The sequence below is a fragment of the Pigmentiphaga kullae genome (assembly GCF_004216695.1).
In the GTDB taxonomy this organism is placed as follows: Bacteria; Pseudomonadota; Gammaproteobacteria; order Burkholderiales; family Burkholderiaceae_B; genus Pigmentiphaga; species Pigmentiphaga kullae.
This window is the reverse complement of record NZ_SGXC01000001.1, coordinates 2,340,007-2,357,557: the sequence shown is the minus strand read 5'-3', so window position 1 is coordinate 2,357,557 and position 17,551 is coordinate 2,340,007. Positions and strand designations below refer to the sequence as shown.

18 protein-coding genes are annotated in these 17,551 nt (G+C 69.5%); 11 read left to right on the top strand and 7 right to left on the bottom strand.

The features are described 5' to 3' along the window. Positions 1-16: 16 nt before the first annotated feature. From EV675_RS11505 to EV675_RS11495, 3 genes are read left to right on the top strand one after another with little or no spacing between them, the layout of a single operon-like run. The gene (locus EV675_RS11505) at positions 17-1,021 is read left to right on the top strand and encodes a Bug family tripartite tricarboxylate transporter substrate binding protein (protein WP_165404543.1); all 1,005 of its coding nucleotides are present in this window, start codon (positions 17-19) and stop codon (positions 1,019-1,021) included. A gap of 10 nt (positions 1,022-1,031) precedes the next feature. After that, entirely contained in the window at positions 1,032-1,838 is an 807-nt protein-coding gene (locus EV675_RS11500) for a class II aldolase/adducin family protein (protein WP_130357361.1), read from the top strand. 5 nt (positions 1,839-1,843) lie between these two features. Continuing rightward, positions 1,844-2,815, top strand: a complete 972-nt coding sequence (locus EV675_RS11495) for a ketopantoate reductase family protein (RefSeq protein WP_165404542.1) — start codon at positions 1,844-1,846, stop codon at positions 2,813-2,815. A 14-nt stretch (positions 2,816-2,829) separates the two neighbouring features. On the opposite strand, the gene EV675_RS11490 is transcribed toward EV675_RS11495, so the two are convergent. Next, positions 2,830-3,753, bottom strand: a complete 924-nt coding sequence (locus EV675_RS11490; protein WP_130357359.1) for a LysR family transcriptional regulator — start codon at positions 3,751-3,753, stop codon at positions 2,830-2,832. A gap of 130 nt (positions 3,754-3,883) precedes the next feature. Here EV675_RS11490 and EV675_RS11485 point away from each other — a divergent pair, with 130 nt between their 5' ends. The 3 genes from EV675_RS11485 to EV675_RS11475 all read left to right on the top strand — a co-directional run bounded on the left by EV675_RS11485 (position 3,884) and on the right by EV675_RS11475 (position 6,322). Then, positions 3,884-4,843, top strand: a complete 960-nt coding sequence (locus EV675_RS11485; RefSeq protein ID WP_130357358.1) for a Bug family tripartite tricarboxylate transporter substrate binding protein — start codon at positions 3,884-3,886, stop codon at positions 4,841-4,843. A gap of 139 nt (positions 4,844-4,982) precedes the next feature. Next, positions 4,983-5,930: a DedA family protein/thiosulfate sulfurtransferase GlpE gene (locus EV675_RS11480; RefSeq protein WP_130357357.1), complete on the top strand. Its 948-nt coding sequence runs from the start codon at positions 4,983-4,985 to the stop codon at positions 5,928-5,930. After that, entirely contained in the window at positions 5,927-6,322 is a 396-nt protein-coding gene (locus tag EV675_RS11475) for an OsmC family protein (RefSeq protein ID WP_130357356.1), read from the top strand. Before EV675_RS11480 ends, EV675_RS11475 begins: the two co-directional genes overlap by 4 nt. 9 nt (positions 6,323-6,331) lie before the next feature. Here the strand turns inward: EV675_RS11475 and EV675_RS11470 are convergent, their stop codons facing one another. Next, on the bottom strand, positions 6,332-7,252 hold the full coding sequence (locus EV675_RS11470; protein WP_130357355.1) for a LysR substrate-binding domain-containing protein: 921 nt from the start codon (positions 7,250-7,252) through the stop codon (positions 6,332-6,334). A 76-nt stretch (positions 7,253-7,328) separates the two neighbouring features. On the opposite strand from EV675_RS11470, the gene EV675_RS11465 reads away from it, so the two are divergent. Continuing rightward, positions 7,329-8,453 carry an MFS transporter gene (locus EV675_RS11465; RefSeq protein ID WP_130357354.1) on the top strand — a complete coding sequence of 375 codons (1,125 nt, stop codon included), beginning with the start codon at positions 7,329-7,331 and terminating at the stop codon, positions 8,451-8,453. A gap of 19 nt (positions 8,454-8,472) precedes the next feature. On the opposite strand, the gene EV675_RS11460 is transcribed toward EV675_RS11465, so the two are convergent. The 4 genes from EV675_RS11460 to EV675_RS11445 are packed head-to-tail and all read right to left on the bottom strand — an operon-like array spanning position 8,473 to position 12,486. Beyond that, the gene (locus EV675_RS11460) at positions 8,473-9,441 is read right to left on the bottom strand and encodes a Bug family tripartite tricarboxylate transporter substrate binding protein (RefSeq protein WP_130357353.1); all 969 of its coding nucleotides are present in this window, start codon (positions 9,439-9,441) and stop codon (positions 8,473-8,475) included. Beyond that, the gene (locus tag EV675_RS11455) at positions 9,438-10,454 is read right to left on the bottom strand and encodes a dihydrodipicolinate synthase family protein (protein ID WP_130357352.1); all 1,017 of its coding nucleotides are present in this window, start codon (positions 10,452-10,454) and stop codon (positions 9,438-9,440) included. The genes EV675_RS11460 and EV675_RS11455 overlap by 4 nt, the downstream gene beginning before the upstream one ends. 34 nt (positions 10,455-10,488) lie before the next feature. After that, complete coding sequence (locus tag EV675_RS11450; RefSeq protein ID WP_130357351.1) at positions 10,489-11,457, bottom strand: Bug family tripartite tricarboxylate transporter substrate binding protein; 969 nt, start codon at positions 11,455-11,457, stop codon at positions 10,489-10,491. A gap of 48 nt (positions 11,458-11,505) precedes the next feature. Continuing rightward, complete coding sequence (locus tag EV675_RS11445; RefSeq protein ID WP_165404541.1) at positions 11,506-12,486, bottom strand: isocitrate lyase/PEP mutase family protein; 981 nt, start codon at positions 12,484-12,486, stop codon at positions 11,506-11,508. A 127-nt stretch (positions 12,487-12,613) separates the two neighbouring features. On the opposite strand from EV675_RS11445, the gene EV675_RS11440 reads away from it, so the two are divergent. From EV675_RS11440 to EV675_RS11430, 3 genes are all read left to right on the top strand, one after another. After that, positions 12,614-13,555, top strand: a complete 942-nt coding sequence (locus EV675_RS11440; RefSeq protein WP_130357349.1) for a LysR family transcriptional regulator — start codon at positions 12,614-12,616, stop codon at positions 13,553-13,555. Positions 13,556-13,663: 108 nt separating this feature from the next. Continuing rightward, a complete protein-coding gene (locus tag EV675_RS11435) occupies positions 13,664-14,716 on the top strand; it encodes a glycosyltransferase family 2 protein (RefSeq protein WP_130357348.1) in 1,053 nt (350 codons plus the stop codon). Positions 14,717-14,792: 76 nt separating this feature from the next. Next, complete coding sequence (locus tag EV675_RS11430; protein ID WP_130357347.1) at positions 14,793-16,343, top strand: ArnT family glycosyltransferase; 1,551 nt, start codon at positions 14,793-14,795, stop codon at positions 16,341-16,343. Here the strand turns inward: EV675_RS11430 and EV675_RS11425 are convergent. Beyond that, positions 16,297-16,692 carry a GtrA family protein gene (locus EV675_RS11425; protein ID WP_130357346.1) on the bottom strand — a complete coding sequence of 132 codons (396 nt, stop codon included), beginning with the start codon at positions 16,690-16,692 and terminating at the stop codon, positions 16,297-16,299. The two genes, EV675_RS11430 and EV675_RS11425, sit on opposite strands and share 47 nt — an antisense overlap. A 24-nt stretch (positions 16,693-16,716) precedes the next feature. Between EV675_RS11425 and EV675_RS11420 the strand changes: the two genes are divergently transcribed. Further along, entirely contained in the window at positions 16,717-17,535 is an 819-nt protein-coding gene (locus EV675_RS11420; protein WP_130357345.1) for a ChbG/HpnK family deacetylase, read from the top strand. The last annotated feature ends 16 nt before the right edge of the window (positions 17,536-17,551 follow it).

Sequence of the window (17,551 nt, the reverse complement as noted above, 5' to 3'; positions counted from 1 at the left end):
GAAAAGGAGGCGACAAATGAACCGCAGAACCCACCTGGCGCGGATGCGCACCGCTGTCATGTCATTGGCCTGTCTGGCCCTCCCGGCGGGCGCAGCCCCGGCCGATACCTACCCGAGCAAGCCCATCCAGATCGTGCTGGGCTTTCCTCCGGGCGGCAGCACCGACATCCTGGCACGCATGGTGGCCCAGCACCTGCAGCAGGCCTGGGGCCAGCCCGTGGTGGTGGTCAACAAGCCCGGCGCGAGCACCATCATCGCCACCGAATCGGTGGCACGCGCCGCCCCTGACGGCCACACGCTGCTGGTGGGAGCCAGCAGCGCCATGACGATCAATCCCGTGATCTACAAGGCCCTGCCCTATGACGCGAAACGCGACTTCGCGCCCATCGCCATCATGGGAAGCTTTCCGCTCGTCCTGGCGGTGCAGCCGTCGATGAAGGTCAAGACCGTATCGGAATTGATCGCCGCTGCCAGGACCGAGTCGCTCAACTACAGCTCGGCTTCGACCCTGTTCCAACTCGCGGGCGAGATGTTCAAGCAGACGGCCGGCGTGGAAGTCACCCACATTCCCTACAAGGGAAGCGTGCAGGCGCTGACCGCGCTGACCTCCGGCGATGTGCAGATGCTGTTCCTCGATCCGGCTCCGGTCATCACGCAGATGAAAGCCGGCAAGGCGCGAGCGCTGGCCGTCAGCACGGCGCAGCGGTGGTCGCTGATGCCTGACGTGCCAACCATGACCGAATCCGGCGTGCCGGGCTACGACTTCGCCGGCTGGATCGCGCTGTTCACGCCCAGCGGCACCCCGCCCGACGTGGTCGCCAAGGTACAACGCGAGGTGGCGCGCATCGTCGAACTGCCCGACGTGAAAGGCAAGCTCGAAACCCTGGGCATCGATGCCGGCGGCCGCGCGCTCGGCATCGGACCGGCCGACAATGGACCGGCGGCGCTGTCGCGAGTCATCCAGACCGAAGGGGAGCGTTTCACCAAGGTCATCCAGACCGCCAACATCAAGCCCGAATAAGGAGTCCGCCATGAACGCCCCTGCCCCGCAGCCCGGCATGTTGCTCGAAGTCCGGCCCGAGGGACTCACCATACCGGAGCCGCCGCGCTTCGACGACCCGCACGCCGAACGCCTGCATCGCAAGCAGCGGCTGGCTGCCTGTCTGCGCATTTTCTCCATGCATGGCTTCGACGCCGGCATCGCCGGACACATCAGTTGCCGCGACCCCGTCCTGCCCGACCACTTCTGGGTAAACCCGCTGGCCCTGCACTTCAGCCGAGTCAAGGTGTCGGACCTGGTCCTGGTGGACCACGACGGCCGTATCGTCGAAGGCCGTCATCCGGTCAACGCCGCGGCCTTCTCCATTCATTCGCGCATTCATCGCGCACGGCCCGACGTAGTGGCGGCCGCCCATTCGCATTCGTTGTACGGCACCACTTACGCGTCGCTGGGCAAGCCGATCCCCCCTATTACCCAGGAGGCCTGTGCCTTCTACCAGGACCACGCCGTCATGCAGGCCTACAACGGCATCGCCTCCGAGTTGTCGGAGGGAGAGTCCATCGCCCGCGCCCTCGGACCTGGCAAGGCGGTGATCTGCCGCAATCACGGTCTCTTTACCGTTGGACAGACGGTGGAAGAAGCCGTGTCCTGGTTCCTGCGCATGGAGCGCTCGTGCGAGCAAGTCTTGCGGGCCACTGCCGCCGGCCGGCCCATCGAAGTGGACGAGGCCACGGCCCTGATGACCCGCAAGCAGGTGGGTTCGCCCAAGGCCGGATGGTTCGGCCTGCAACCGCTGGTGGACAAGGTATTGGCCGAACAGGCCGACGTGCTGGGCTAAAGCGCATGAAACTCTGTGTATTCGGTGCCGGCGCGATCGGGGGACTGATCGCCGGACGCCTGGCCCAGGCCGGCCAGTCCGTTTCGATCGTGGCGCGCGGCGCCCATCTCCAGGCCATTTGCCGCGGCGGGCTGACGGTGCGCAGTGCCCAGGGCGACTGGAATGGTCCCGTGCATGCCGCGGCCCGAGGCGAAGAACTGGGTGTGCAAGACGCGGTGATCGTGGCCGTCAAGACCTGCGGCCTGGCCGCCGCGCTGCCCGCCCTCTCCCCGCTCGTCGGTCCGTCCACCGTAGTGGTGCCGGCCATGAACGGCGTCCCGTGGTGGTTCTTCTCGGGCTTCGAAGGCCGCCTGGCCGGAACCAGGCTCGACAATCTCGACCCTGGCGGGCGCATCGACGCCGCCCTGCCCAGACGCCAGATCCTGGGCTGCGTGGTGTATCCCACCGCCTACCTTGCGGCACCGGGAGTGGTGCAACACACCGGCCGCTGGGAACTGCACCTGGGAGAACCGGACGGCAGCCTGTCGCCACGCGGACGAACCCTGCAAACGCTGTTGTCGCATGCCGGTTTCGCCTGCAGCCTGACCACGGACATCCGGCGCGAGATCTGGCTCAAGTTGATCGGCAATGCCGCCTTCAACCCGGTCAGCGCATTGACTCGGGCCACGCTCGACCGCATGTTGGCCGACCCCGACGTCCATGCGCTGCTGCAAACCTTGATGAGCGAGGCCATCGCGGTAGGAGCAGCGCTCGGCCTGGACACCGGCGAAATGCCCCGGGCCCGGCTGGAACGCGGGCGGCCCCTGGGACAGGTCCGATTCTCGATGCTGCAGGACCTGGAACAGGGCCGGCCGCTGGAACACGAATCGCTGAGCGGCGCGGTATCGGCGATCGGCGACCTGTTGGGCGTACCCACCCCGGCCATGCACGCCGTGCATGGGCTGGTGCGCACGCTCGCGGCGCGAAGCGCCGCCTAGCGGCGCCCGCCGAGTCAGGAATCCCCCTGCCCCCTGACCACTTCCCTCAGACACTCCAACGCCACCTCCACCCCCGCCGGCCGCAATCCGTCATTGCGCCAATACATTTCCACCGACCCGAACCCTGACAGCCGCAGCGGCACGATCCGCACCGCGTTCATCGTCACCAGCCGCATCGCCGCCCGGTGCGACGCCACGCCCACCATGTCGCTGTGGGCCAGCAGGGTCATGTTCAGCGTGGCCGAATTCGACTCCACGTAATCGACCGGCAGATCCCGCCCCGCCGCCGCCAGCGCCGAATCCAGCGCGTTGCGTATCGGCGTGCCCCGGGGCCACAGAATCCATCGATGGCCCATCACCGCGTCCCACGTCGGCTCGCCGCCCTCGAACAACGGGTGCAACGGCCGCGCCACGAAATGGATGGGCTCCAGGTATAGCGCCTCGGACCGGATGGCGGGATCGTGCAGTTCAGGGGCGGAGCGGCCCACGACGATATCCAGTTCCCCCTGCGCCAATTGCCCCATCAACTGGTCCATCGTGCTTTCCACCACCCGGATCCGGGCCTGCGGCATGCGCCGCAGCAGCGCCAGCATCGCCAGGGGAACCGTGTCCGGCGCCGCCGCGCCCGAGGTGCCGATCAGCACCTGCCCGCTGCCCCCTTCGCGCATGGCTTCCATGTCGCTGTGGGCACGGTCCAGCTGGGCCTCGATGCGCCGGGCATGGGCGATCAGCGCCTCGCCGTAGGACGTGGGCCGCAGCCCGCGCGCATGCCGCTCGAACAGCGGCAGCCCGAGGTCGTCCTCCAGTTCGCGCAGCCACTTGGACAGCGCGGGCTGCGTGGTGTTGAGCGCGGCGGCCGAATGGCTGATGTTGCGGGTCTGGGCAAGGCTGAGCAGCATCTGGAGGTTGCGCAGCCGCAGGCGATGGGTCCAATCCATGGGCGAACACCGGAAACGAAGGGGTCATCCCAGCCATATCGCGCTGGATATGGATGAGAACAAAAATTCATTTTCCAAAGCATATCGCTTTCCGCATACTGGCAGGAGACCATATCAAGGAGACATCGAGATGCTTAGACCCCTGCGCGCGCTGGGCGCCCTTGCCCTGGCCTGCTCGTGCGCCAGCGCCTACGCCTGGCCCGACCGCCCCATCACTTTCATCGTCCCCTACACTCCCGCCACCGGCATCGACCTCGTCGCCCGCCAGCTCTCCACCCAGCTCGGCAAGACCCTGGGCCAGCCCATCGTGGTCGAGAACGTGGCCGGCGCCAGCGGCAACATCGGCAGCGAACGCGCCGCCCGCGCCGCGCCCGACGGCTACACCTTCATGGTGCAGGTCAATACCCTGGTCATGAACCGCAGCCTGTACAAGTCGCTGCCCTACGACCCGGTGGCCGACTTCGATCCCGTGGCGCTGACCTCGTGGGGCACGCTGCTGCTGGTGTCGCCCGCCTCGCGCAAGCCCGCGACCGTGGCCGAACTGGTGGCCGCGGCCAAGGCCGAGCCCGGCAAGCTGACCTACGCGACCCCCGGCGTGGGCACGCCCCACCACCTGTCCATGGCGCTGTTCCTGCAACAGACCGGAGCCCAGATGATGCACGTGCCCTACAAGGGCACGGCGGGCGCCGTCACCGACATCCTGGGCGGACGCATAGACGCGATGTTCCTGCCCGTGCACGTGGCCCTGCCGCAGATCAAGGGCGGCAAGCTCAAGGCCATCGCCACCGGCAGCGCGAAACGCCTGGCCCAGTTGCCCGGCGTCCCCACCCTGGAAGAAGCGGGCATCAAGGGCGGCAATGTGGACATGTGGTACGGCGTCTTCGCGCCCAAGGGCACGCCGCCCGAGATCATCGCCCGCATGAACAAGGAGATCTCGCAGGCGCTGCAATCGCCCGCCACCGCTTCCGCATTCGAGGCGCAGGGCATGGTGCCGGCCACCTCCTCGCCGGCCGAATTCGGCAAGCTCGTCGCCAAGGACGCCCAGCGCTGGGCGGACGTAGTGAAGGCGGCGCACATCACGGCCGAATGAACCGGCGGGCGGCCGGGAAAGCCGCCCGTGGCCTGTGGTAAGGTGGGTCGGCGCGGGGCGAAATCCCCCACGGCCCGTGGGCTTGTTTCGGCCGCGAGCGCCCCTATCCTCTCCTAGAGAACTCATCCGGGAGGCCCACTTGGCCGATCTACAGACGCTGCTCGTGCTCTATGGAGCATGGCTGGTCTTCTTCAACGTGCTGCTGGAACAGGCGGGGCTGCCCATACCCGCCTATCCCCTGCTGGTCGTGGCCGGCGCGCTGGCCGCGCAGGACCAGCTCTCATGGCCGCTGATCCTGGCCGGCACCGTGGCGGCCAGCCTGATCGCCGACAGCGCCTGGTACGCGGCCGGACAGCGCCACGGCGCGCGGCTGCTCAGCACCATCTGCCGCATCTCCCTGTCGCAGGACTCCTGCATACGCCAGACCCAGAGCCGGTATCTCCAGGTGGGGCCGCGCCTGCTGCTGGTGGCCAAGTTCCTGCCCGGCGCGGGCGCCCTGAGCACCGTGATGGCCGGCCTGACCCGCGCGCCCTATCGCACCTTCGTCGGCTACGAGATCGCCGGCACGCTGATCTGGGGCGGCTCGGCGGTGCTGCTGGGCGCAGTCTTCCATCCCGTGGTGGCCGACATCCTGCAGGCCATCGACCAGTACGGCCAGATGGGCCTCCTGTTCCTGGGCACCCTGCTGGCGCTGTACATCGCCTATCGGCTGGTGCAGCGGTGGCGCGTCGTCAAATACCTGCGCACCGTGCCCCGCCTCCCGGTGGACGAACTGGCCTCCTGGGAACGCGCGGGCCGCCGGCCGGTCTTGCTGGACGTGCGGCCCCGGCCCGACGATCCCCTGCCGGGCGCCATCGCGGTGGACGTGCACGCACCGCTCGACGGCCTGGAGCTCGGCCCCTACGACACCGACATCGTGGTGTACTGCGCCTGTCCCAACGAAGTCTCGGCGGCCATGCTGGCGACCAAGCTGCGCGCGGCCGGCTATACCAACACCTGGGCGCTGCTGGGCGGCCACGACGCCTGGCGGGCCTACCGCGAGACGCCCGAATCCCCACTCGCCTCCCCGGCAACGGAGCAATCATGAGCGTACACGTCAAATCGAACATGCCCGGCGGCATGCGCTACACCATCTCCCTGGGCGCGCACGACGTGCCCCTGGACATGCCCGCCCCCAAGGGCGAGGGCCCGTCTCCCCATGATTATTTCGATGCCGCGCTGGGCGGCTGCAAGGCGCTGACGCTGATGGTCTACGCCAAGGGCAAGAACATTCCCCTGGATGGCGTCGACGTGGAAATCGTGCGCGACGACAAGGACGAGCGGCGCGGCGAATACCGGCTGACCGCCCGCCTGCTGCTGAGCGGCGACCTGACCGACGAACAGGTGGCGGAGCTGCACGCCGTGGCCGACCGCTGCCCCGTGCACAAGCTGATGACCACCACCACGATCAAGATCGACAGCGAGGTCGCGCGCGCCTGAGCGGTCCGCTCAGCTGGCGGCGCCCGCCAGCTTCAGCAATTGCCGCGTCTCGGCCTGCGCCACCTCGCGCAGCCATTCGATGAACAACTGCGCGGGCGGTCCGGCGTCCGGCGCCACGCCGTAGTAGTAGCGGTCCAGCCCCAGCCGCAGGTCGGGCAGGGGCGCCGCCAGGCGCCCCCTGGCCAGGTCGTGGCCCAGCAGCGAGACCGGGGCCAGCGCCAGCCCCAAGCCGTCCAACGCCGCCTGCATCACGAAATGCAGGTGGTCGAACTGCAGCGTCTGCTGCTGGCGCGCGCGCGGCCGGCCGACCTGCGTGAACCAGGCTTCCCAGTCGGACCGGCGCGAACGCGAATACAGCAGGACGTGTCCCGCCAGGTCCGCGAGGCGCTCCACCGGCCGCTCGCGCAGCAGTTCGGGCGCGGCCACCACCAGTCCCTCGTCCTGCATGAAGGCGCGCGCCTCGATCGAAGGCGGCCAGCCGCGGCGCCCGCGCCGGACGGCCACGTCGAAGCTTTCGAGCGCCCTCTCCGGCGCCAGGGTGCTGGTCACGACTTCCGGCTTGACCTGAGGATGGCGAGCCACGAAATCCGGCAGGCGCGGAATCAGCCAGCGCACGGCGAAGCTAGGACGCACGTTGATCCGGACCACCCGCGGCGCGCCGCGCCCGACGAAGACGTCGGCGGCAGCCGAGATGCTGGCCAACGCGGGCGCGGTGTCGGCCAGGAACTGCGCGCCCGCCGCCGTCAGGACGATCTGCCGGGTCCGGCGTTCGAACAGCTCGACGCCCAGGTAGTCCTCCAGTTGCCGGACCTGGCGGCTGATCGCGCCATGGGTCACGCCCAGCTCCTGTCCGGCGCGGGTGAAGCTGAGATGGCGGGCGGCGGCGACGAAAGCCCGGACGGCATTGAGAGGCGGAGGGCGATGGACCATGCGTGCAATTTTCTCACGTGTGGCGCCAGTTTAAATCGTTTGTCGCGCTGTCACGCCACCGTCACCATGTCGGCCTATGTCCGATCCCGACGCTTCCACCGCCGATCGCCACTCGCGCGATGCCTCCATCGTCCTGGGCCTGTGCCTGCCCGCCGACACCGTCCTCTACCTGCTGCTCCCCGTCCACGCCCAACAGTTCGGCGTCAGCCTGGCCCAGGCCGGCATCCTGCTGGCCGCCAACCGGCTGGTGCGGATCGCGGGCTATGGCTGGGTCGCGAGGCTGTACGCCGAGCGCGGCGATCGCGCCGTCTGCACGCTGGCGGCGCTGGCCTCGGCCTGCTGCGCGCTGGGCTATGCGCTGTTCCCGGGCTTCTGGCTGCTGCTGGCCGTCCGGCTGCTGTGGGGCCTGTCCTACGCGGCGCTGAACCTGTCCACCCTGGCGCTGGCCACCGCCAGCCTGTCCGGATCGGCACAGCGCACCGGCCGCTCGCGCGCCCTGATCGCCGCGGGCCCCATGCTGGCGCTGCCGGCAGGCGCGTGGCTGGCGGACCTGGCCGGACCGCGCTTCATCTTCTTCATCCTGGCCGCCCTGGCCCTGCTGGCCCTGCCGCTGGCGCGCCGCCTGCCCGCCCACAACCGGCCCCGGAGCGCGCCGCAGCTCGCGCGCCGGATACGGCCGCCGGGCAGCCTGGATGCCTGGTCCTTCATGGAAGGGCTGACGCTGGACGGCCTGTTCATCATCGGCCTGTCGCTGCTGGCGCAGGATGCGCTGCCCGACTGGGCCCTGCTGGCCGCCGGCGTGCTGATGGCGCTGCGCTACCTGTCCGAGATCCTGCTCAGTCCGCTGGGCGGCCGCATCGCCGACCGCCTGGGCGCAGAACGCATGCTGGTCGTGCTGTCGCTGGCCACCTCGGCCGCCCTGGTCGGTTTCGGCGCCGGCTGGCTGTGGGCCTGCGCCTTCCTCATCGTCGTGCTGCGCGCCCTGCAACTGCCGCTGCTGGCCCCCATCGTGGCGCATCGCCATCCCGGCCACGAACGCATCCAGGCACTCGCCTCGCGCGCGGTCTGGCGCGACATCGGCGCGGGCACGGGGCCCATGCTGGCCGGCCTGCTGCTGCCGGCCGCGCCCGCCGTGCTGATCTACGGCGGGGCCGCCCTGCTGCTGTCGGCCGCGGCGCTGGCCTGCCTGCGCCGCGCCTGATCCGCCAGCGCGGTCCGCGTCAATCGATGCTGATGCCCGTCTGCCGCACGACCTGCCCGTAGCGCTCGACCTCGCGCGCCATCATCGCCGCCAGATCGGCCGGCGTGCCGGTCTGGATCTCGAAGCCCTGCATGGCGAATTTCTGCCTGACGTCCGCGTCCTGCAACGCGCGGTTCATCTCCGCATTGATGCGCGCGACGACCGCCTCCGGCGTTCCCGCCGGCGCGAACAGGGCCAGCCCGCTGGGCACGTCGACGCCCGGCATACCGGCCTGCACCATCGAAGGCACGCCCGGCACCAGCGGCGATTCGGCCGCCGTGGTCAGCGCCAGCGCACGCAGCTTGCCTTCGCGTATCTGCGGCACGACGGCGACGTCGGCGATCATGAAATCCACCTGGTTGCCCAGCAGCGCGATCACCGCCGGCCCCACGCCCTTGAAGGGCACGTGCGTGAACGACACCCCGGCGGCGCGCGCGATGATCTCGGTCACCAGGTGCGGCGCGGCGCCGTTGCCGCTGGAGGCATAGCTCAGCCGCCCAGGCTGCCTGCGCGCGGCCTCCAGCAGGTCCTTCAGCGACTTCGCCGGCGAGGCGGGATGGACCACCACGATGAACGGGGACACGGTCATGTTGCCGACCGGCGCGAAACCGCGCAGCGCGTCGTAGGGCAGCTTCTTGTACAGCGCCTGCGAACTGGCATGGGTGATCGGCCCGGTCACGTACAAGGTGTAGCCGTCGGGCGCCGAGGAGGCGACATACGCGGCGCCTATGGTGGTGCCCGCGCCGGGCTTGTTCTCGACGTAGACCGGCTGCCGGAACCCTTCGGCCAGCTTGGCCGCCAGGATACGGGCCGCCACGTCGGTCGAGCCGCCCGGCGGAAACGGCACCACGATCTTGACGGGCTTGCCCGGATATTCCTGCGCATGCAGGGCCGCCATCGGCAGCAGCGCGGCCAGCGCCAGCGCCGCGATGCGGCGCGCGCCCGTCATGCCTGCCTCCCCGCGGCGGCCATTTGCGCCGGTTCGCGCGCCACCTCGATCCCGGCGCCGCGCAGCAGCTGCTCGATACGCCGGATCTCCTCGGCGCGCGGCTCGGGCATGGGCGGACGCATGCGCGGCGACTCGATCAGGCCGCGCAGCCAGGTCGCGATCTTGTAGCGCACGTGCAGCCGGCCCGGCTCGGCGTAGATGTATTCGTGCAGGCGCGCCAGGCCCGCGTCCCAGATGCGGCGGGCGGCGACGAGGTCGTTCGCGCGCATCGCCTCGATGTGGTCCAGCATGGGCTCCAGCGCATAGTTCCACGAACCGCTGATGGTGCCGTCGAAATTGCCGCTGGCCAGGTACTCGTGGAAGAAATGCGCGCTCGAGCACAGCAGCGCGACGCCGGGCGCCTGCTCGCGCATGGCCCGCGCCAGGATGCGATGCCCCTGGTAGGCGTAGGTGGTCTTCCAGCCCACGATGTTGGGCACCTCGCGGCAGAATTTCAGCGTGGGCTCCAGCGGCAGGCCCAGCCCCCATGGCTGCGACGCGTTGGTGATCGGGTGGGTGAAGATGGGCAGGTCCACGGCCGCGTCCTGCGCCTTGATCTGGTCCAGCCAGACCTCCGGATAGCGGACCGAGTCCCAGGCGATGGCCACGTCCATGGAACCGGCCGGCGGCACCACGAAGATGCCCTGGACGCCCAGCGCCTTCGCGTCCAGCGCCGTCTGCACGGTTTCCGCCGTGGTCCAGGCAAAGGTGCCGGCCAGCACCGGCATCCTGCCCGCGGCTTCCTCCATCACGATTTCCAGCACTCGCCGCTTCTCCTCGCGGGTCAGGTAGAAGGCTTCGCCCGCCTCCGGGTTGGCGATGAGGCCCCCCTCGGCGGCGAACCTCGGCTGTTGCAGGTAATAGCGCACCAGCCGGCGCAGGCCCGGCTCGTCGATGCCGAGGTCGTCCCTCAACGGCAGGACCAGTGCCGTGTAGAGACGGCGGGCGATGGGATGGAACGAGGTGTTGCTCAACGGAAGCTCCTGAAAGAAAGAATGGGGCGGTGCATCATTCGGGGGCGATGCCCGCGTCGGCGATGATCTGTTTCCACTTGCGCCGGTCGCGCGCGACGCGCTCGGCGAAGGCCGCGCTGGTGCCGCCCGCGGGGTCGGCCGCCAGGTTGGTGATCTCGGTGCGCAGGTCGGGCGAGGCGATCGCGGCGTTGAGCACGCCGTTGAGCCGCTCGACGATGGGCGCGGGCGTGCCCGCCGGTGCCCACAGGCCGAAATAGGCTTCCATGTCGAAGCCCGGCACGCCGGCCTCGATCAGCGTCGGCACGTCCGGCAGCACCGGCGTACGCTTGCGCCCGGCCACGGCCAGCGCGCGGATGCGCCCGCCCTTGAGCACCGCCAGCGCGGACACGGCGCTGTCGAACATCATCGTCAGCTGGCCGCCTATCAGGTCCTGCACGGCCAGCGACATGCCCTTGTAGGGAATGTGCGTCATCTCGACGCCGGCGGCGCGCTTGAAGGCTTCGCCGTTCAGGTGCGCCAGGGTGCCCACGCCGGCCGAGCCGAAATTGTTGCCGGCGCCGCGGCTTTTCATCAGCTTGACCAGCGAGGCCACGTCCTGGATGCCCGAAGCGCTGGATACCAGCAGCACGCTCTTGCCGTTGGCGATCTCGACGATGGGCGCGAAGCTCTTCTCCGGATCGTAGGGCAGCGAGGACTTGATGGCGGCCGCCAGCGAGTGGGTGCTGGTGGTGGACAGCAGCAAGGTATAGCCATCCGGCGCCGCGCGGGCCACCGCCGCCGCGCCGATGATGCCGCCCGCGCCGGGCTTGTTCTCGACCGCCACCGGCTGGCCCAGCGATTCGCTCATCTTGCGCGCGACCAGCCGCGCCATCACGTCGGCCGCGCCGCCCGGAGGAAACGGCACCTGCAGCAGGATGGGCCGGCCGGGATAGGTGTCGCCGCGCGCCACGGTCGGTGCGAGCAAGGCTCCGCCCGCGACCTTCAATAATTGACGTCGATCCATGTTCGTTTCCAGGAAGGAAGAAGGGAGGGCCGGCCACGCCGGCCCCGGTCACTTCGGGGGCTGCCTGCCGCTCTGCTCCAGCGTGCCGCCGTGGCCCCAGGTGCTTTCATAGTCGGGACGGCTGTCCTCGGCCAGGAACCGGCGTTCGAGTTCCATCACTTTCGGAATGCCCGACAGGGTCTTGTAGTCCGCCGGCCCGTCCGGGCAGGCATGGACCTGGGCGGCCCAGTCGGCCAGCGCGGCCTGGCCGCGCCGGCGGAAATCGTGCAGCACGCGCCAGGCGGCCTGCATCCCGGAGGACGCGGCGATGGTCGGATACAGCACCACCCGCAGGCCCAGCTCGCGGTATTCCTCCAGCGTGGGCGCCGGGCCCTGCCCGCCCCAGATGGTCAGCACCGGCACGGGGATCTCGCGGCAGGCGATCTTCAACTGCTCGCGGCTTTGCACTGAATTGAGCCAGACCAGGTCCACGCCGCCCTGCTCGGCATAGGCGACGCAGCGGTTCAGCGCGGACTCGAAGGTCTCGCCGGCGGCCCCGAGCGCGTCGCAGCGCGCGCACACCACGAACTCCCGGTCGATCTCGTCGCGGGCGGCGACGGCCGCGCGGTACTTGCCCACGGCCTCGTCCACCGGAATGCAGCGGCGGCCCGCGCTGGTCCCGGACTTCTTGGGCGCTTCCTGGTCCTCGATCTGCAAGCCCGCCACGCCGGCCCGCACCGCCTCCTGCACCGCGTACCAGACATTGACCGCGTTGCCGAAACCGGTGTCGAAGTCGAGGAAGATAGGGATGTCGGTCCGGGCCGCGACGTGCCGCGCATGGTCGACCACGTCGCGCATGCCCATCACGCCGGTGTCGGGGTATCCATACAGGAACGCGCACAGCTGCGAACCGGCGATGAAATAGCTTTCGAACCCGGCATCCTGCGCGATGCGGGCCAGCAGGGGACTGAAGCCTCCGGGCATGACCAGCAGTTCGTCCCTGGCCAGTAGTTCGCGGAATTGCCGCCGCTTGGCTGTCGCCTCGTTCATCGCCTCGTCTCCCGTCGCCCCGTCCGGTCTGGCCGGCGGGTGCATCTGTGCTTGCTTGCGGGAAATTCTAGGAACAGCCGTTTAATTTGTCTAATATATCTCTTATATCTATTGATTTACATTACTTATGAATCTCTCGATCCGGCATTTCAAGGCTTTCCTTTCCGTGGTGCATACGCGCAGCTTCACGCGCGCGGCGGAGCAGATGCACATCAGCCAGCCCGGCCTGAGCCTGATGATGCAGGACATGGAGGGCCAGCTGGCATGCCGGCTGTTCGAGCGGACGACCCGCTCGGTCCACCTGACCGCGGCCGGCCAGCGGCTGGTACCCGTGGCCCAGCACGTCGTGGACGAAGTGGAAACCATCGCGCCCGTCCTCAGCCAGCTCTCGGAAGAACGGCGGCGCACGCTGCGCGTGGGCGCCACGCCCATATTCTCCGCCAGCGTGATGCCGCACGTGTACATGAAGCTGCGCGTTGCCCAGCCCACGCTGGACCTGCACGTGTTCGACCTGCCCAAGCCCGAGGTCGAACGCCGCGTGCGCAGCGGGGAACTCGACTGCGGGCTGGGCATCTTCCCCCGGCACGTGCCCGAGGTCTCGCGGCGCCCGCTGTTCGAATTCGACTTCCTGTACCTGGAATGCCGCAACGCCCCGCTGCGGCTGAAGGCGCAGGGCAGGCCCCGGCGCATACGCTGGGACGATCTGCCCGACGTGCCCTTCGTCGAGCTGCACCCCACCTCGGAACTCCAGCAACTGATCGACAAGCGCAAGGCGGCGTCGAAACGCCTGCGCCCGGAAGGCGGCATCCGCATGAACAACCTGGAGTCGCTGATCGGCATGGCGGCGGCCGGCGTCGGTCCCACCATCATTCCCTCCTTCGCCGCGCCGGTCGGGCCCGACGTGCCGGTCGTCACCGCGCTGCTGACCGACCCCGTGCTGTCCCTGGGCTTTCACCTCATCACCAAGCGCGGACGGGAACAGCCGGCGGTCCTGGAAGCGTTCACCGGCACCCTGCTGGAGGTGATCGCCGAACGCGGGGAGCGCACCTACGGGACGCCCGAAAACTGACGTTCCGCTGAACGATCCGGGCCACGGAAACTCGACATCCCTTCAACGAAAATTCGACGCGCGCCCGACCATACTGGCGCCGTTTCCGTCGTTCGTTCCGAGTGTTCCATGGATGTCCAACACGATCTGGATGGCTTCGGTCCGGCGCTGCCCGGCGTGGTCCTGCCTCGCCCCGAGGCGGCCGCAGTCCGGGACGGCACCTTCCACGACGTCCACGTCAGCTGTGTGCTGCCCTGCCTGAACGAAGCCCGCAACCTGCGCGAGCTTCTCCCCCTCTTGCGGACCCGCCTCGACACGCTGTGCCGAAGCTGGGAGATCATCGTGGTCGACGACGGCAGCACCGACGAGACACCCGAGCTCATGGCCCGCTGGAGCCAGGTTCCCGGTTTCCGCTACCTGCAGCTGTCGCGCAACTTCGGCAAGGAGGCCGCGCTCAGTGCCGGCCTGGAAGCGGCGGACGGCGACGTCGTCATCAGCATGGACGCCGACCTGCAGCATTCGCCCGAACTGATCGACCGGATGCTCGCCCGGTGGAGCGCCGGCGCCGACATGGTCTATGCCGTGCGCAGCCATCGCGACGACGAGCCGGCGCTCAAGCGCCTGGGCTCGCGCCTGTTCTACCGGCTGCTGAGCTCGCACGGACGCGTCGACGTTCCCGCGCATGCCGGCGATTTCCGGCTGATGGATCGCCGCGTCGTGGATGCCCTGATCGCCCTGCCCGAACGCACCCGCTTCATGAAGGGCCTCTACGCGTGGGTAGGCTTCAAGGCAGAACCGCTGCCCTACGTCCCGGGCGACCGCGCCCACGGCAGCAGCCACTTCCGGCCGCTGCAACTGGGGCGCCTGGCCCTGGACGGGCTGACCGCGTTCACCACCTGGCCGCTGCGCATGGCCAGCCTCGTGGGCGGGCTCTTCGCCACGCTGTCCATCGCCTATGGCTGCTACGTGGTGGGCGAATACCTGGTCAAGGGGAACATCGTGGCGGGCTGGACGACCATCGTCGCCGCGCTGCTGTTCTTCGCCGGCCTGAACCTGATCTCGCTGGGCATCGTGGGCGAGTACGTCGCCCGCATCTTCGACGAGGTCAAGGGCCGGCCGCTGTACGTGGTGCGTTCGCGCCGAGGCACGGGGACTCGCAGCCGCCGCGCAGGCATGCGATGAAAAACGGCCCCCACGCTTGCCGCCGCGCGGCGGCGCTGCCCCCAAGGGGGCGTTTTCATCTTGGGGCGGCCCGGCGATGAAAAAAACCAGCCTGTTCTTCGCCGCCATCGCGGCCTGGCTCGCCATGCTGTCCTGGGTGCGGCCGCTGATGCTGCCCGACGAGGGGCGCTATGCCGGTGTGGCGTGGGAAATGTTGCGCAGCCACTCCCATGCCGTGCCGCTGTTGAACGGCATGCCCTATTTCCACAAGCCGCCGCTGTTCTACTGGCTGGCCGAGGCCTCGTTCTCGGTGTTCGGACTGAACGAGTTCGCGGCGCGCCTGCCCTCGGTCCTGGCGGCCTGGCTGGCGGCGGCGGGCCTGTACCTGTTCGTGCGCCGGCGGCGCGACGCCGGCACCGCCGCGGTCGCCACGCTGATCCTGGTCACCCTGCCCTTCTTCTACGGCGCCGCGCAGTTCGCCAACCTGGACATGCTGGTGGCCAGCCTGATCTCCCTGTGCATCCTGGCCGGCGCCGAAGCGCTGCTGCGCGCCCGCGAAGACGCCTCGCCCCGCGGCATGATGCTGGCCTGCGCGGTACTGGCCGGCCTGGCCGTGCTGGCCAAGGGCCTGATAGGCGTCGCGCTGCCGGCGGCCGTGCTGGTGCTATGGGTGGCGTCGGCGCGCCGCTGGAAAGACCTGCTCGTCCTGCTGTGGCCGCCCGCCATCGGCGTCTTCCTGGCCGTGGCGGTGCCGTGGTTCTGGCTGATGCAGCTGCGCTATCCGGAGTTCTTCCACTACTTCTTCATCTACCAGCAGTTCGAGCGCTTCTCCGCCGGCGGCTTCAACAACGTACAGCCGGCCTGGTTCTACCTGCCGGTGCTTGCCGCGCTGGCGCTGCCCTGGTCGGCCTGGGCGGCCGGCCTGTTCGACAAGCGCTTCTGGAGCACGCCCGACGGCGGACTGCGACGGCTGATGCTGGTCTGGCTGGCCGTGATCCTGGCCTTCTTTTCCATCCCCAGTTCCAAGCTCATCGGCTACATCGTGCCGGCGCTGCCCGCCTTCGCCTTCCTGCTGGCCGAGGTCGTCATGTCGGTCCGGCGCGGCGGCCGCGGCCTGCGCTGGCGGCGCCTGTTCCCGCTGTCCGTCATCGGCGCCGCCACGCTGTGCGGCGCGGCGATGGCCGCGGCCGCCGCCTATTCGCACCAGGCGCCCAAGTCCCTGGCCACCGATATCGGCACGCGGCTGCGGCCCGGCGACACGCTGGTCGCGCTGCACGAGTACCCCTTCCAGCTACAGCTTTATTCCCGCTCCCCCGCCCCCATGTGGGTCGTGGACGACTGGCTGGACCCGCAGATTCCCTTGCGCGACAACTGGCGCAAGGAACTGTACGACGCCTCGCATTTCGACCCGGTCCAGGGCCAGCAGGTGCTGCTGTCGGACCGGCTGCTGCGCGAACGCCTGTGCGCGGCGCCCGCCGGGGAACGCTACTGGATCTGGGGCGGCGCCGACGACGCCGCGCGCAAGCCATTCCTGGCGAACCGGCAGCCCGTGCTGAGCGAAGACCGCAGCCGGGTATGGCTGGTCGAGGCCGGCGACGGGCTCATGCGCCAGGCGTGCGGCGAAACGCCCATAGCCGGCTTGCAATGAAGGTACCCACGGCAATCCCCGCCAACACCGCTGCCAGCAAGACGTCATACCGCACCGAGGACACATGGAGCAGCCAGGCATAGGCCATTTCGTTGACTGCGAAGCCGCCCGCGGATACGAGAAAGAATCTCGCCGCGGCGTGCTGCCACGCATGCAGCGGATGCCGGAATGTGAACAGCAGATGGCCCGCGAACGACACGCAGAAAGCGGCCAGCCAGCCCACCACGTTGGCCCGCAGAGGCGCGAGGCCCAGCATTTCGACGCAGGCCACGGCCACGACCCAGTGGGTCGCGGCGGCCAGGCAGCCGACGGCGACGAAGCGGAGGATCTGTCCGGCAAGCAGGCGCATGAAGAGCCATCCAACGGATACGTGATGAACGGAACGCCATTATCCGGCAGGCGGATCGTCGTGTGTGCGGACGACTTCGGCATGGACGCATCGGTCGACCTGGCCATCCTGGCCCTGGCCGCGCACGGGCGCGTCAGCGCCGCCAGCTGCATGACGCTGGGCCCCAGCTTCGGCGCCCATGCCGGGCTGCTGGCCGGCTCGGGCATCGAGACCGGCCTGCATGTGGACTTCACGGCCTTTCCTGACACGCCCGCCGAGCGGCTGTCCCTGTCCGCGCTGATTGCCCGCGCCTATGCGGGCCTGCTCGACGGTGGCTGGATCGACGCAAGGCTCGCCCGGCAGTTCGACGCCTTCGAACGGGCCTTCGGCCGCCCGCCCGACTACGTCGACGGCCACCAGCACGTGCACCAGTTGCCCCACATCCGCGCCCGCCTGGTCGCGCTGCTGGCGCGGCGTTATGGCGACGCCCCGCCGTGGCTGCGCGCCACGCGCGCCGCGTCCCTGCCCGGCATGCCGCACCCGCCGCGCCTGAAGGCGCACGTGATCGCCGCGCTGGGCGCCGCCGGGCTGGCCCGCCTGGCGCACGGCCATGGCATGCGGACCAATGCCCGCCTGCTGGGCGTGTACGGTTTCCAGGGCGGAGAACAGCACTATGCCGCACTGGTGCGCAACTGGCTGCGGCACGCGGGCGACCGGGACGTGCTGATGTGCCATCCGGCCGTCGCCCCGGTGCCCGACGATCCTCCCGGCGGGCAGCGCGTGGCGGAATACCGGGTGCTGGCCGGCCCGGCCTTCTCGCGCTGGCTGGACGAGGAAGGCCTGCGCGTGGGGCCGCTGGCCTGAGCGGGCGCGCGCGCCT